Source organism: Thiopseudomonas acetoxidans (genome assembly GCF_030362935.1).
GTDB lineage: Bacteria > Pseudomonadota > Gammaproteobacteria > Pseudomonadales > Pseudomonadaceae > Thiopseudomonas > Thiopseudomonas acetoxidans.
The window spans coordinates 151,204-164,933 of the sequence record NZ_JAUCDY010000001.1 but is presented as its reverse complement, the minus strand read 5'-3'; the positions used below and the strand labels follow the sequence as shown (position 1 = coordinate 164,933).

General features: G+C 50.3%; 13 protein-coding genes. 4 read left to right on the top strand and 9 right to left on the bottom strand.

Annotated elements, in window-relative coordinates:
• Positions 1-129: 129 nt before the first annotated feature.
• The 5 genes from QEZ41_RS00840 to QEZ41_RS00820 all read right to left on the bottom strand — a co-directional run bounded on the left by QEZ41_RS00840 (position 130) and on the right by QEZ41_RS00820 (position 6,284).
• Positions 130-2,514, bottom strand: a complete 2,385-nt coding sequence (locus tag QEZ41_RS00840; RefSeq protein ID WP_353061877.1) for a Lon protease family protein — start codon at positions 2,512-2,514, stop codon at positions 130-132.
• Positions 2,515-2,738: 224 nt separating this feature from the next.
• On the bottom strand, positions 2,739-3,377 hold the full coding sequence (gene can / locus QEZ41_RS00835) for a carbonate dehydratase (RefSeq protein WP_289409435.1): 639 nt from the start codon (positions 3,375-3,377) through the stop codon (positions 2,739-2,741).
• 65 nt (positions 3,378-3,442) lie between these two features.
• Positions 3,443-3,895, bottom strand: a complete 453-nt coding sequence (gene rimI / locus QEZ41_RS00830; RefSeq protein WP_289409706.1) for a ribosomal protein S18-alanine N-acetyltransferase — start codon at positions 3,893-3,895, stop codon at positions 3,443-3,445.
• Complete coding sequence (locus tag QEZ41_RS00825; RefSeq protein WP_289409434.1) at positions 3,885-4,727, bottom strand: energy transducer TonB; 843 nt, start codon at positions 4,725-4,727, stop codon at positions 3,885-3,887. Before QEZ41_RS00825 ends, rimI begins: the two co-directional genes overlap by 11 nt.
• A gap of 3 nt (positions 4,728-4,730) precedes the next feature.
• Positions 4,731-6,284 carry a 2-isopropylmalate synthase gene (locus tag QEZ41_RS00820; RefSeq protein ID WP_289409433.1) on the bottom strand — a complete coding sequence of 518 codons (1,554 nt, stop codon included), beginning with the start codon at positions 6,282-6,284 and terminating at the stop codon, positions 4,731-4,733.
• Positions 6,285-6,524: 240 nt separating this feature from the next.
• Between QEZ41_RS00820 and QEZ41_RS00815 the strand changes: the two genes are divergently transcribed.
• Complete coding sequence (locus QEZ41_RS00815; RefSeq protein ID WP_289409430.1) at positions 6,525-7,040, top strand: methyltransferase family protein; 516 nt, start codon at positions 6,525-6,527, stop codon at positions 7,038-7,040.
• Here the strand turns inward: QEZ41_RS00815 and waaA are convergent.
• Entirely contained in the window at positions 7,037-8,317 is a 1,281-nt protein-coding gene (gene waaA / locus QEZ41_RS00810) for a lipid IV(A) 3-deoxy-D-manno-octulosonic acid transferase (RefSeq protein ID WP_289409429.1), read from the bottom strand. The genes QEZ41_RS00815 and waaA overlap by 4 nt on opposite strands.
• Before the next feature lie 170 nt (positions 8,318-8,487).
• Between waaA and QEZ41_RS00805 the strand changes: the two genes are divergently transcribed.
• Genes QEZ41_RS00805 through QEZ41_RS00795 form a run of 3 tightly spaced genes read left to right on the top strand, consistent with a single transcriptional unit; the run spans position 8,488 to position 10,952 of the window.
• Positions 8,488-8,907 carry a hypothetical protein gene (locus QEZ41_RS00805; protein WP_289409428.1) on the top strand — a complete coding sequence of 140 codons (420 nt, stop codon included), beginning with the start codon at positions 8,488-8,490 and terminating at the stop codon, positions 8,905-8,907.
• Between the two features lie 58 nt (positions 8,908-8,965).
• Entirely contained in the window at positions 8,966-10,147 is a 1,182-nt protein-coding gene (locus QEZ41_RS00800) for an FAD-dependent oxidoreductase (RefSeq protein WP_289409426.1), read from the top strand.
• On the top strand, positions 10,140-10,952 hold the full coding sequence (locus QEZ41_RS00795) for an aldo/keto reductase (RefSeq protein WP_289409425.1): 813 nt from the start codon (positions 10,140-10,142) through the stop codon (positions 10,950-10,952). The genes QEZ41_RS00800 and QEZ41_RS00795 overlap by 8 nt, the downstream gene beginning before the upstream one ends.
• Before the next feature lie 128 nt (positions 10,953-11,080).
• Here QEZ41_RS00795 and hldE read toward each other — a convergent pair whose 3' ends face one another.
• From hldE to QEZ41_RS00780, 3 genes are all read right to left on the bottom strand, one after another.
• Positions 11,081-12,508: a bifunctional D-glycero-beta-D-manno-heptose-7-phosphate kinase/D-glycero-beta-D-manno-heptose 1-phosphate adenylyltransferase HldE gene (gene hldE, locus QEZ41_RS00790; RefSeq protein WP_289409423.1), complete on the bottom strand. Its 1,428-nt coding sequence runs from the start codon at positions 12,506-12,508 to the stop codon at positions 11,081-11,083.
• Between the two features lie 117 nt (positions 12,509-12,625).
• The gene (locus QEZ41_RS00785; RefSeq protein ID WP_289409421.1) at positions 12,626-13,342 is read right to left on the bottom strand and encodes an LrgB family protein; all 717 of its coding nucleotides are present in this window, start codon (positions 13,340-13,342) and stop codon (positions 12,626-12,628) included.
• Entirely contained in the window at positions 13,339-13,701 is a 363-nt protein-coding gene (locus QEZ41_RS00780; protein WP_289409420.1) for a CidA/LrgA family protein, read from the bottom strand. Before QEZ41_RS00780 ends, QEZ41_RS00785 begins: the two co-directional genes overlap by 4 nt.
• Between the last annotated feature and the right edge of the window lie 29 nt (positions 13,702-13,730).

Sequence of the window (13,730 nt, the reverse complement as noted above, 5' to 3'; positions counted from 1 at the left end):
TTAAGACCAAGGCAATTCAACATTCAAACTTTATTTTATTTTTTTTGCGCCTCTGTCAACAAAGTGCCAGTAACACAGCCAGCTTACTCTGCATTTTATTGCTCAGAAATGTCGCTATCGTTCTCTTTTTTATTCTTCTTTATCAGCAGCCATCTCGGCAATAGCTTTAAGCCTTGCTACCACACGACCATTGATAGTATCCGGCGCATAACTGCCTTGCGCATCTAGCGTACCTACTTCTTCACCGCTTAATAACGCCAGCGCTTGAGCAACAGTTTCCACCACGTAAATAGAAAATGTACCCTGCTCCACAGCGCTCACCACTTCTGCAGAAAGCACCAGATTGTTAACATTCGCCTTGGGTATAATCACGGCTTGCTCGCCCGTCAAGCCACGCTTTTGGCACAGTTTAAAGAAGCCCTCAATTTTTTCATTGACTCCTCCCACCGCCTGCACCTCACCAAACTGGTTGATAGAGCCCGTAACTGCAAAACATTGCTGTAACGGCGCATTCGCCAGGGCAGAAATCAATGCACACACCTCACCCAGCGAGGCGCTGTCACCATCGACATAGCCATAGGACTGTTCTAGGGCAATGCTGGCAGAGATAGCCAGCGGATACTGCTGCGCATACTTGCCGCCTAAATAACCGGTTAGAATCATCACCCCTTTTGAGTGAATCGGCTGCCCTAGGGTTACTTCGCGCTCAATATCTACAATGCCATTAGCGCCCGGGTAAACACTCGCTGATATGCGTGCTGGCATACCAAACGAAGAGTCGCCCGCCTGCAGTACAGTGAGACCATTGCACTTACCTACGGCTGCACCCTCTGTATCAATCAGGATAATACCCGCCAGTATGTCTTCCATAATCTGCTGGGACACTCTACCGGTGCGTGCTTGCTTGGCCTTAATCGCTTGCTCTATGTGTTCTACCTGAGTGATTTCTGCCTGTTCTTTATGGCGAATAAAATCAGCTTCACTCACCACTTGAAACAACTCAGACAAGTTAGCCGACAATCGATGCTGGTGCTCTGCCAAGCGCATGCTGTGCTCAGTTAAACGTTTAACTGCAGCCGCTGTTAAAGGCGCCATGCCTTCCTCGCTGGTACGCGTATGAATCAGCTGCGCAAAATCCATCACCCTTTGCGCTGAGAACGCCACATCTTCCTCAAAATCAACCAGCACCCGAAACATATCCTGAAAATCCGGGTCCAGCTCTTGCAAGGCATAATAGAGTTCGCGTGAGCCAATCACTATTACCTTAACCTGCAGCGGAATGTCCTGCGGTGTTAACGTGACTGTAGCCACGCGAGTCAGCTCAATCAGCGGTGATTCCATTTTCAGCTGTCTAGAATGCAGCGCGCGTTTCAGCGCTTCCCAGACAAAGGGCTCTGAGAGTAGCTTTTCTGCTTCTAGGATTAAATAACCGCCATTGGCTGTGTGTAACGCGCCTGAGCGTATTTGGCGGTAACTGGTATAGAGCGTGCCTTGATCGGACGCATATTCGATGCGCCCAAACATATTTTCATAGGTTGGATGCGACTCAAAAACTACTGGCGCGCCACCATTCTTAGCATGCCCCACTAACACATTCGGGCTGTACTGCTCTTCCATCAGCTTGCGTCTGAGGCTATCACTTAAATCTTCGTCAACCAGCTGCTCAACAACGGTTTTTAACAGGTTAGCCTGCATGGCCTGCAAGTAGGCCAGCACGCTCGGAAACTCAGCATACTTGGCAGCTAAAGGTGTCAAATTAGGCTCTAAAGCAAGGGAGATGGTTTCTTCGTTTAACTTACGCAGTTCGTTGCTGGACTCGCGCTTCCATAAGGGTAGACTAGAAAGCTCGGTGTTTAAAATTTCTTCCAGCACTGCAACATCGGCATGGAATTGTTCACGCTCAACTTCGGGACGCTGAGCAAACTCGGCTTCGTCCAGCGCTTTGCCTTCAAACATCGGGGTAAAGGCGATATTACTGCTATCACGGTACAGTGCAATGCCTTTTTCTAGCGCCAGCTTTTCAATTTTGTCTAACACCTTGTCGTAGCGCTTGGTAAATACGCGATCGATTTGGTTTTTCTTTTGCTGCCAGCTAGGGGTTTCAAAGACTGTAGGAAAGGCCGCTAAAATACTGTCAATCAGATTGGAAATATCACGACAAAACTCGCCGCCCTTGCCAGCAGGGAGTTCTATCGCGTGCGGCTCACGTGATTCCTCAAAGTTATTAACATACAGCCAGTCTGAAGGCGTTGGTTTTTCTTTAGCTACCTTAGATAAGTAACGACGCACATAAGAGAACCTTCCTGTGCCGGACTCGCCCATCACAAAAGCGTTGTAACCAGAGCGTGGCATGGCTACCCCAAACTCGAGGGCTTCCACAGCGCGCACCTGCCCTAGAACAGATTCAAAGTGCTCCAGTTCATCGGTCGCTTGAAACGGAAACAGCTTACTATCAACTTGATGACTAAGGGCGGACGCGGGTAACGACCATTGCTGGTGTGCGGGGTTGGACATGAATTTTCCTTGCTATTTTTAAGGCACTCTCTAAAACGCTCTTGCACACTTAAATAATGGGCGAAAACATACAAAACAAGACCTATTTTTAGCTAGGCTAGTCTGTTGTTAGCGCACCATAAAAAGCAACCCTAGGTGCAGACGTAGTTTCAAGAGTTCCTTAAATGCCTCGAAAAAATGAACCGGCTATTCTGAAGCCCACCAAGCATAGAAGCAAGTGCCATCTAACCTAAAGGCTGTAAACGATACTGCGGGGGAACCTGTTCAATATTTTTAATGGTTACATTCAGGTTTTTCCATAAACCATCTTTAATGCCGTAAATACAGCCATAAATGGATAGTTTTTGCCCGCGTCGCCATGCATTTTGCACGATGGCGGTATGACTGACATGAGCCACCTGTTTAATCACGTTAAGCTCGCACAATCGGTCAACGCGCTCTTCTTGGCCTGGCAAGGCAGCCAGCTCATCGTAGCTATCAAAGTAAAGATCACGAATGGTGCGAATCCAAGCATCGGTAATTCCGATTTGCTTGTCGCTCATGGCCGCTTTAACCCCACCACAACCGTAATGGCCCGTCACCAAGATGTTCTTAACCTTGAGCACATCCACTGCATACTGAATTACAGATAAGCAGTTTAAGTCTGTATGCAGCACCACATTGCCCACATTACGGTGCACAAACAGATCACCGGGTAACATACCCACAATTTCATTGGCTGGTACGCGCGCGTCTGAACAACCTATCCATAGATATTCAGGCTCTTGCTGTTTGGCCAGTTTTTCAAAAAACTGCGGATCTTCTTCTTTTATGGATTCTGCCCAGCGGACATTATTTTCAAAAAGTTGATGTAATTCAGGCATAGGATTCTCTGATCATTAAAAATAAAAGCGCAGATATGACTGTGATATTTTAATTAAAGTCACTTTTACACCCCTAGGGTACAGGCCATTACAATGGCATCCTCTTGCCCTTGCCCCGCGGGATAGTAGTTATTGCGCCGCCCAATTTCATTAAACCCCAACTGCTCATACAAGGCATACGCCGCGTGATTGGATTGGCGCAATTCCAAATAACACTCTTTGCTGCCTTGTTGTTCAGCTTGCTCTAATACAAATTCTAATAACTGACGACCATAGCCCTGACCCTGCTGCTCAACGCCAATCACTATATTAAGCAAATGCGCCTCATCAACAATGTACTGCATCACGGCATGACCTATATGTTGCGCGCCACACTCCATTATCCAGCACTGATAACGCCTTAATGCATCCTGATACAAGTTGAGACTCCACGGATGAGAAAAAGCACGCTGCTCTATGGCTAACACAGCGTCCAAGTCTTCAGCCTGCATTGGCCGAAAGCGAATCTCAGTCATTATTTAACCAACGCGGCATACGCAGCTGCATGCTCTGCCAGAGCTGGCGTTTTAAGGTGGGATATTGCAGCAGCTGCTCAAGACTAGGAAGACTCCACAGCTGCCACTCATGCTCAAACGCAGTAATGCCAAAATCATCGGCGAACTCATCCGATACATTCGCAAAGCGCACTGCATTTTCCCCCAGCAACCAAATCATACTCGTAGGTTGTTGCGCGCACTCCATGCTCAATAACTCACGCACGTAGGCGCGGGCGGCTTGACTGTCTTGACGGTGTGCCAGATTACCTGCGCTTAACACTGGCCAGCGGATGGGTTCGACATTACGCAACAGGCTAGGCTCATGTGGCAGCTTTGCAGCGCGTAAAATATCTTTCAGCAGCAGATACTCTGGATCTCGGCTTTGCAATGGCTCAGCCACAGGCAAATCCAACAAGAGTAAACAGCTTGCACTACGCATTATTTGCAAAGCAAAACGAGGGATTTCTTGAGCGGGAGTCGGCGCTTCGGGTGTAACTGCCTCTGCGGGTGGTTGCGTTTCTGCAGCCACAGGCGCAGCAGTAGCTGCTTGTCCAGCAGACAGTGACTGACGAATTTGCTGCAATTGATTTTGCGCTTGCTGCCCACGAGCAACACCTACCTCAGCATCGTTTTGACGTGAAATTTGTTCCTGCTCAACGGGCTCTCGTTGAGCAGGCTCACATGCCCAGTCCAACAGATAGTCACGCGAGGCAGCCGCAAACGGCAAGTTTTGCCGCGGCAGCCAAACATCAAGCTGCATCACCTGCAGCATAGCTTGACGCCGCACCTCCTGTGCGTGCACATCAACACTCATTATTTAGATGCCATCCACTTGCGGATGCGCCTTTGCTTTACCAACCTGCATCAGATTGAGTGCATTTAGGTAGGCTTTTACCGACGCCACGACGATATCAGTGTCCGCACCATTACCATTGACGATACGGCCAGCACGCTCTAAACGTACGGTAACTTCTCCTTGCGAATCGGTTCCCTCGGTAATCGCATTGACTGAGTACAGCTGCAAGGTCGTAGCGGATTGTGCTACTTTTTCAATCGCTTTAAAGGCTGCATCAACAGGGCCTGAACCCTGCTCTTGTGAACGTATTTCTTTACCGTCTACCAACAGCACCAACTGTGCTTGTGGCGTTTCGCCGGTTTTACTCGCCACCTCCAGACTTACCAGCTTATAAAATTCTGGCACATCATCATTATTAAAGGTGTCGCTGACTAAAGACTGCAAGTCTTCATCAAAAATCTCATGCTTTTTATCAGCCAGCTCTTTAAAGCGGGCAAACAGAGCATTAAGATCCGTTTCCGTGGCTAGCTCGATACCTAATTCAAGCAAACGACTGCGAAACGCATTGCGTCCTGAGTGCTTGCCCAATACCATTCGATTGGCGTTCCAACCCACAGACTCAGCGGACATAATTTCATAGGTTTCACGATGTTTAAGCACGCCATCTTGGTGAATACCCGATTCGTGTGCAAAAGCATTCACGCCAACTATGGCTTTGTTGGGCTGTACTGGAAAACCAGTAATACCAGAGACCATGCGTGAAGTGCTAAGAATTTGGGTCGTGTCTATATTGGTATGTACGTTCAGCAGATCTTCACGAGTTTTAATCGCCATGACGATCTCTTCCAGTGCCGCGTTGCCTGCACGCTCACCCAAACCGTTAATCGTACACTCCACTTGACGCGCACCAGCCACTACTGCGGCCAGCGAGTTAGCCACCGCCAAACCTAAATCGTTGTGGCAGTGTACAGAAAATACTGCTTTGTCCGAGTTCGGCACGCGCTCAATAAGCTGACGAATAAGCTCGGCATACTGGTGAGGAATCGCATAGCCAACCGTGTCGGGAATATTTATAGTGCGCGCACCCGCATCAATAGCGGCTTCAACAATACGGCAGAGAAAATCTATTTCAGAACGCCCGGCATCTTCACACGAAAACTCCACATCCGCACAAAGATTACGCGCTTTTTTAACCGCACGTACCGCTTGTTCAACCACTTGATCAGGTTGCATACGCAACTTGTATTCCATATGGATGGGGCTGGTGGCAATAAAGGTATGGATACGGCCGGAGTTAGCACCAGCTAACGCTTCAGCAGCGCGCTCAATATCCGCATCCAATGCACGCGCCAGACTACAAACCGTGCTGTCTTTAACTGCATCAGCAACGGTTTTTACCGATTCAAAATCCCCGGGACTGGCAATAGCAAAGCCGGCTTCGATGACATCCACACGCATACGCTCAAGCGCTTTAGCAATACGCAGTTTTTCATCCCTGGTCATGGACGCGCCCGGGCTTTGCTCCCCATCACGCAAAGTGGTATCAAAAATAATGACACGATCGGTGTTCGGCATGGAAATCTCCTATGGCTAAAAATGCTCTTTTTATTAGAACAATATACCCTTACCGAAAAAAATTTGCTCTGTTATCTGCCCACTAGACTCTATTATGCAGCAGCCCGCATAAAGCACGCCAAGCACTTACAAAGCCATGCACGCACCTAGATTCAGGCTGATCTTGGGCGATTTCAATCTAGGCTGTATTGTATGTACTATTATAAATCTTTCTACATGCGTGTGCTTTGAGGGCTGTAAATGTTGGAAAAACTCCTAGATGCTTTAGATAGCCTTGTTTACGTGCTGGTGGCTCCTTTTGGCATTTTATACGTCTTTCCACGCTTTTTCCTTGGGCTGGAGCAGAGCCTTGGTGTTGAATTACCCCGTTTTTTGGCGCTGAAGTATACGGGCGTGTTGTTGATGAACTTGGGCGGTATTCTTGCTCTTAGCTGCCTTATCATCATGCATTTTGCAGATCGGGGTTCAATCAGTCCCTTCACCAAACCAACTCAACTGGTACGCAAAGGACCTTACGCCCTAGTACGTCACCCCATGATGTGGGCCGGTAAATTCGTTCTAATTGGCCTGACCTTAATTTATAGCTCACCGTTATTGCTGCTATGGCTCATCATCTGGAGTCGTTTTGCGGTGGTTTATATTGACCGTTACGAAGAGCCCTATTTGTTAAGCGTGTTCGGTGACAGCTATAGTCAATACTGCCAAACCACACCACGCTGGTGGCCGCACATTAAAAAACCAACCAGCGTTACCTAACCCCTCAGTGTTTTAGCAGTATCAGCCACTACCTGCATTAGCCTATCCAGCGCCCCCTGATTAGTATGCAGCACCTGATAACCTGCTTTCTGCATGGCTTGGTACAGCTCTTGATTGTGCCACAGCTGCTCGACTGCAGCAGCTAGCTCGCCAGCATCCTTTACTTCACGCAAAGCACCTGCCTGCTGCATTTGCCCGACAATATCCAAAAAATTAAAATAATGCGGTCCGCAAATGACTGGCTTACCCAGCGCTGCTGGCTCCAACACATTGTGCCCACCATGCGCCACCAAACTACCACCGACAAACGCCACATCAGCCAGCGCATACAACAACAGCATTTCACCCATGGTGTCGCCCAACAACACCTGATGCACGGCCTGCACCCGCTCGTACCCAGAGCGACGCACTGTTTTTAATCCCTGCTCTATGCACAACTGGTACACGGCATTAAAACGCTCTGGATGGCGCGGCACTAAAATCAGCAAGGCATCGGGAAAGTCGGCTAACAGCTGCCGGTGCGCCCGAAGAATCGGCAAGTCTTCGCCATCGTGAGTACTGGCTGCCATCCAAATCGGTCGCTGCGTATTTTCCCAGCTTGCTTTTAGTCCAACCGCCTGCTCAAGCAACTGATTATCAATATGCAAATCAAACTTGATTGAACCCGTCACATGTACCGCCTCTGCGCGCGCACCTAAAGCGATAAAACGCTCGGCCTCTATCTGGGTTTGTACGGCCAATCCACTCATTCGCGCCAGCATCGGCGCTGTTAGCTTAGGGAAGCGCCCGTAACCACGCGCCGAGCGTTCTGATAATCGCCCATTCGCTAGCATCACTGGAATACCCATTGTAGCGCACTGCTCAATATGGTTAGGCCAAAGCTCAGTTTCCATCACAATGGCTAAACAGGGTTGTAGGTGACGCAAAAACCGTCTGGCCATACAGGGCAAATCATAGGGCATATAGCAGTGCTGTACCTGTTCACCAAACATAGCTTGAATGCGCTCTGACCCTGTAGGCGTCATGCAGGTCATTGTAATAGGCAAGCCTGGATAACTCTCTTGTAGCGCGCGCACCAAAGGCGCAGCGGCGATACTTTCCCCCACTGACACTGTATGCAGCCAAATACCACCCTGCCTAAAGCGGGGCAAGGCAAAGGCAAAACGCTCCGCAATGCGCTGGCGATACGCAGGCGCTTTACGACTACGCAGTAATAACCGTAACAACACAATGGGTAAGGCAAGGTAAAAAAGCAGGCTATAGAGGGGTCTGTTCATGGCGCAATTTTAGGTAACTCGCCTGGGGTTGTCTATGCGCTCAAGCGATTCACCGCTCTGGATAACGCAAGCTGCCCAGAAGATAGACTGCCCCCGGCTACAGACTAGTCGGCACATTTATTGCAACAATTCAGCGACCGTCAATACCACAGCCATAGAAGGAGTAGTGCATGAACAGTCTTGACCCCATCATGCAGATCACCATTAACCAACAAAAACATAACAAGCGCGACACCGCAGTAGACGCACAACCAAGCGCGGGAAGCTTTGCCGATGTGATGCAGCAAACACAGCAGTCAGCCGCTAAGCCAGCTTCTGCTACACAAGAGAGTCTTAAAACTGCACAACCTGAAAAAACAGAACGCAACGTGGTCAATGAGTTTCTGGAGTGGATGCAAATGACGCCTGCTGAAAAGCTACGCGACCGAATTCTGAAGGAGCTAGGCCTCACTGAAGCGGACTTAGAGGCGATGAACCCAGAGCAACGGGGGAAAATTGAAGCGCTGATTGCGCAAAAAATCCGCGAAGAACAAGAGCTGCAAAACAGCCAAAAAGCAGCTAAAGAGGACAACAAGCTGTTTGGCGCCTAAATGCACACGCAGGGTTTTTCGCTATACTAGGACGTCCAAACCCGTAACAGGAAGCAGCATGTCCAGCACCCTCACCACAGACATAGCCATTATTGGCGGCGGTATCGCCGGCTTGTGGCTCAATGCCCGTTTGCGCCAGCAGGGCTTTAACACCCTACTTGTGGAACAACACCAGCTTGGCGGTGGGCAATCGGTCTGCTCACAAGGCATTATCCACGGCGGCACTAAGTATGCGTTACACGGCGCGCTAACTGGCTCATCTGAAGCCATTGCCGACATGCCTGAGCGTTGGCGCAAGGCGTTAAGCGGCGAAGGCGAGCTGGATTTGCGCGGCGTGCGCCTATTATCCGATGCACATTACCTGTGGTCGCCCGGCTCTATTGCCAGCAACATGACCAGCTTTTTGGCCAGTAAAGCCATGCGCGGCCGCGTCGATGCGGTCAAAGGCGAACAACTGCCACCCGCGCTGCAAGACAAAGGCTTCAAAGGCCGCGTCTACCGCTTAGCCGAACTGGTGTTTGATGTGCCCAGCTTGGTCAAGCGTTTAACTGAACTGGCCGGTAATTCTTTATTGCACAGCCCCAAGCTGTCGCCGCTGTTTGATGCCCAGCAGCAACTCATTGGTTTACAGGCCGGCGAGGTGCGCATTCAAGCACAGCGTTATATTCTTTGTGCCGGCGAAGGCACTCAAGACTTGCTCAACCAGCTGCATATCGACAAGCCGCAACAGCAAGTGCGCCCTTTGCACATGGTGCTCGTCAAAGGCGCCGCGTTAAAACCGATTTATGCACACTGCTTAGGTGCGGGCAGCAAGCCGCGCATTACCATTACCACCCACTCTGCGCCCGATGGTGATTGGGTTTGGTATCTAGGCGGTAATTTGGCCGAAGCCGATGGCGTCGCCCGTGATGAAGCGGCACAAATCAACGCTGCCCAGCGCGAGTTGCGCGAACTCATGCCTTGGTTGGAGCAAACAGGTCTTGAGTGGCGCTGCGCTAGAATTAACCGCGCCGAACCCGCGCAAAACAATCTGGTACGGCCTGACACCGCTTTCTTAGCGGAACGCGGCCAGGTGCTGGTGACTTGGCCGACTAAACTGGCTTTAGCGCCTGACTTGGCGGATAAAGTCATTAGCAGCCTCACGCAACAGGGCATCCAGCCCACAGCACAGCCTGTATCACTCGCATTACCTCAACCATCTATAGCCCTCGCCCCTTGGGAGCATCTTTTCAATGAGTAATTTGCACGACTTTTATCGCCCGCTTGGACAGTTCGGCCCGCTGGTTTCACCCCTAGGATTAGGCACGGTCAAGCTGGGACGCAATCAAGGGGTTAAATACCCCGCGGGGTTTAATTTGCCCGATGATGCCAGCGCTTTGTATTTACTCGCACAAGCCAAAGACCTCGGCATTAACCTACTCGATACCGCGCCAGCCTATGGCATCAGCGAAGAGCGCTTAGGCACTCTGTTGCAGGGGCAGCGTCAAGATTGGGTAATTGTCAGCAAAGTAGGTGAAGAGTTTGAAGGGGGGCGCTCTTGGTTTGATTTTAGCGCCACGCATACCCGCTTTTCGGTTGAGCGCAGTCTTAAGCGCCTCAACACAGACTATTTGGATATGGTCTTAGTGCACTCGGATGGCGATGACCTGCAGGTACTACAGCACACTGATGTCTACAGCACCTTGGCACAACTGAAGCAAGAAGGAAAAATCGGTCAGTTTGGTTTTTCCGGCAAAACCATTGCCGGCGGCTTGCTCGCGCTAGAACTCGGTGACTGCGCCATGGTGACTTTTAACCTAAACGAGCAGGATGAAAAACCGGTCTTGGATTACGCCGCCGAGCATGGCAAAGCTATTTTGATTAAAAAAGCCCTCGCCAGTGGGCATATTTGCTTAGACCCCAGCATCAACCCTATCCGCGCCAGCTTTGATTTGGTTCTAGGTCACCCCGGCACCACCAGCGCGGTAGTCGGCACCATCACCCCAAAACACCTACACGAAAACGTGACACAGGCGATAGCCGCCCTAACCGCAGCCATCCGATAACCAAAAAACACAATGCGAGCTATCTGCTCTGTAGGAACGCAACTTTAAAAGGCATACCAGCGCAACAACCACACTACTGTAGGAGCGCATTATTAGCGCGATTGGGCTAAAGCCAAGCTCGACAGTTTTTAAGACTTACTGGTTTGCTGAATTTTCTCTACGATGGCGGTCGTGGAGCTGTTTTCGACCAAGCCCAGTACGCGCACTTCGCCACCGTAGCCATATACGATATCCGCGCCTACTACCTGCTCAACCCCATAATCACCGCCCTTGACCAGCACATCAGGCTGCAGCACGCGTAGCAAGCCTTCTGGGGTATCCTCAGCAAAGCTCACCACCCAGTCCACTGCGCCCAAACCAGCCAGTACCGCCATACGACGCTCGACTGTATTAATCGGGCGGCCCGGGCCTTTTAAGCGCGTTACCGATGCATCGCCATTGACGGCAACAATTAAACGATCTCCTTGCTCACGCGCTTGCTCTAAATAACTCACATGCCCCGCATGCAAAATATCAAAACAACCATTGGTAAACACCACTCGCTCACCTTGAGCTTTAGCATCGGCGACTGCAGCCTGCAATTGCTGTAAGCCCAGCACACCTCGCCCCGACGCCAGCTCACCCTGCAGCACGCGTCTCAGTTCTGGCGCACTAATCGCTGCCGTACCTAGCTTGCCCACCACAACTCCAGCAGCCAAATTAGCCATGTGCATCGCTTCTGGCATACCTTCGCCAGCGGCCAGTGCTGTAGCTAACGTGGAAATCACTGTATCGCCAGCGCCTGTTACGTCAAACACTTCACGCGCTTGGGCAGGCAAATGAATCACTGGCTGCTCGGCACGAATCAAGGTCATACCCTGCTCGCCACGGGTGATCAACAAAGCTTCTAGCTGTAAATCCATAAGCATCTGCACGCCACGCTCGATAAGCTGCTGCTCATCCGCGCAGGCACCTGCTACGGCTTCAAACTCAGCCAGGTTAGGCGTAAGCAGCGTCGCGCCACGATAAATAGAAAAATCCTGACCTTTAGGATCCGCAAGTACCGCCACACCCTTAGCTTTAGCCGCTTGAATTAACTGCTGATGATTTTGCAAGCTGCCTTTGCCGTAATCAGACAACACCAGTACTTTGACTTGATCCAATAAACCATCAACTGTAGCCAATAAAGCGGCGGCATCCGTGTTAAAACGCTCTTCAAAATCCATACGTAATAACTGCTGTTGGCGGCTCATCGCACGTAATTTAACAATGGTCGGCTGACCTGCCGCTTGCTGGAATTCAGTACGCACCCCAACCGAATGCAGCTGTTCAGCCAGTGCCGCGGCAGCTTCATCTGCACCTGTCACACCAACCAGATAGGCGGGTGCGCCCAAAGCGGCAATGTTGAGCGCCACGTTCGCCGCCCCACCCGGACGGTCTTCCGTGCGTGTTACTTTGATAATCGGCACCGGTGCTTCTGGTGAAATACGCGACGTGCTGCCATACCAATAACGATCCAGCATCACATCCCCCACCACTAACACAGGGGCATGGTCAAAGGGTGGAAAGGATTGCATAGAAGCTCCGAACAGTGAAAAAATAGATTTTAACATAACAGCATATGCGGCTCTGCATTTTTGCGTCGTACGCCGCTGGGATGCTTGGTAATAGGTAATAGAATAACTGTTGGGCTTTTAACTTAACAGCGCCACCACTAAGGGCAACGCCACAGCGGTAATCACACCCATCATGCTCATTGCCAGCGCAGCAAACGCACCTTGTTCCTCACCCTCTTGCAAACAGCGCGCAGTTCCAATGGCGTGCGCAACCATGCCCAGCGCCATCCCTACAGCAGCCGGATGAACAACACGAAACAAGCGCAGCAACTCCACGCCAAATATTGCTCCTAACATGCCGGTAATCATGACAAAAACAGCTGCCAAAGATGCTGACCCGCCTATCTGTTCGGCCACGAGCATGGCAATAGGCGTAGTCACAGACTTAGGCGCCAACGCCATCACAATCATGTGCTCTGCCCCCATCAGCCAAGCAATGCCCACGCCTAGCACTGTGGCAAAGGTACCAGCCACCAATAACGTGATCAGCGTCGGCAGCAATACTTGCCGTACACGTTTAATGTTTTGATACAAAGGCACAGCCAAGGCTACCGTCGCTGGCCCTAACAACAGGGTTAGCAACTGAGTGTTATTTTTGTACAGCTGATAGTCCATCCTCAGCAGTACTAGAGTACCAACCAGCAGCAATACCGCGACCAGCAGCGGCTGCAACAGCATTAGTTTTGTTCTGGCATAAAGTGCTTGCGCTAGTTGATACACCGCTAGAGTCAAGCCTACAGAGAATAATGGATGCTCCAGAACCACGTTTAAGGCACCCTGCCAATCCAGACTCATGCCTGCTCCTTACGTTTTTGTTGCCGCTCAATAAGCTTCTGCATTAACCAACCAGCAAAAACAATAGAAACCGTAGCTGAAAGCGTGAGAGCTACGGCAATGGGCCAAATATCAACGATAATGTCGTTAAAATGCACCAACACGCCGGCCACGGGTGGCAATAATAAAACCGGCAAATAACGCAGTAATCCTGTTGCTGCTTCATTGATGGGTTGGTTAACCTTACCTACCACCAGCAAGTAAACAAACAACAGCACCAAACCAATAATTGGACCAGGTAAAACTGGCAAAATTAAAACGTTCAAAGCACTACCCAGTAATTGAAATAGCACTAATACAGTTAGTCCGCGTAACAGCATGCGTCATCACCTTTATAACAAACAAATTA

Coding starts and splice junctions, on each gene's coding strand:
- QEZ41_RS00800 (WP_289409426.1), top strand. CDS start 8,966: ATGTCCAGCACCCTCACCACAGACATAGCCATTATTGGCGGCGGTATC.
- QEZ41_RS00840 (WP_353061877.1), bottom strand. CDS start 2,514: ATGTCCAACCCCGCACACCAGCAATGGTCGTTACCCGCGTCCGCCCTT.
- QEZ41_RS00815 (WP_289409430.1), top strand. CDS start 6,525: ATGTTGGAAAAACTCCTAGATGCTTTAGATAGCCTTGTTTACGTGCTG.
- QEZ41_RS00825 (WP_289409434.1), bottom strand. CDS start 4,727: ATGAGTGTTGATGTGCACGCACAGGAGGTGCGGCGTCAAGCTATGCTG.
- QEZ41_RS00820 (WP_289409433.1), bottom strand. CDS start 6,284: ATGCCGAACACCGATCGTGTCATTATTTTTGATACCACTTTGCGTGAT.
- QEZ41_RS00785 (WP_289409421.1), bottom strand. CDS start 13,342: ATGAGTCTGGATTGGCAGGGTGCCTTAAACGTGGTTCTGGAGCATCCA.
- can (WP_289409435.1), bottom strand. CDS start 3,377: ATGCCTGAATTACATCAACTTTTTGAAAATAATGTCCGCTGGGCAGAA.
- QEZ41_RS00795 (WP_289409425.1), top strand. CDS start 10,140: ATGAGTAATTTGCACGACTTTTATCGCCCGCTTGGACAGTTCGGCCCG.
- QEZ41_RS00780 (WP_289409420.1), bottom strand. CDS start 13,701: ATGCTGTTACGCGGACTAACTGTATTAGTGCTATTTCAATTACTGGGT.
- QEZ41_RS00805 (WP_289409428.1), top strand. CDS start 8,488: ATGAACAGTCTTGACCCCATCATGCAGATCACCATTAACCAACAAAAA.
- hldE (WP_289409423.1), bottom strand. CDS start 12,508: ATGCAATCCTTTCCACCCTTTGACCATGCCCCTGTGTTAGTGGTGGGG.
- waaA (WP_289409429.1), bottom strand. CDS start 8,317: ATGAACAGACCCCTCTATAGCCTGCTTTTTTACCTTGCCTTACCCATT.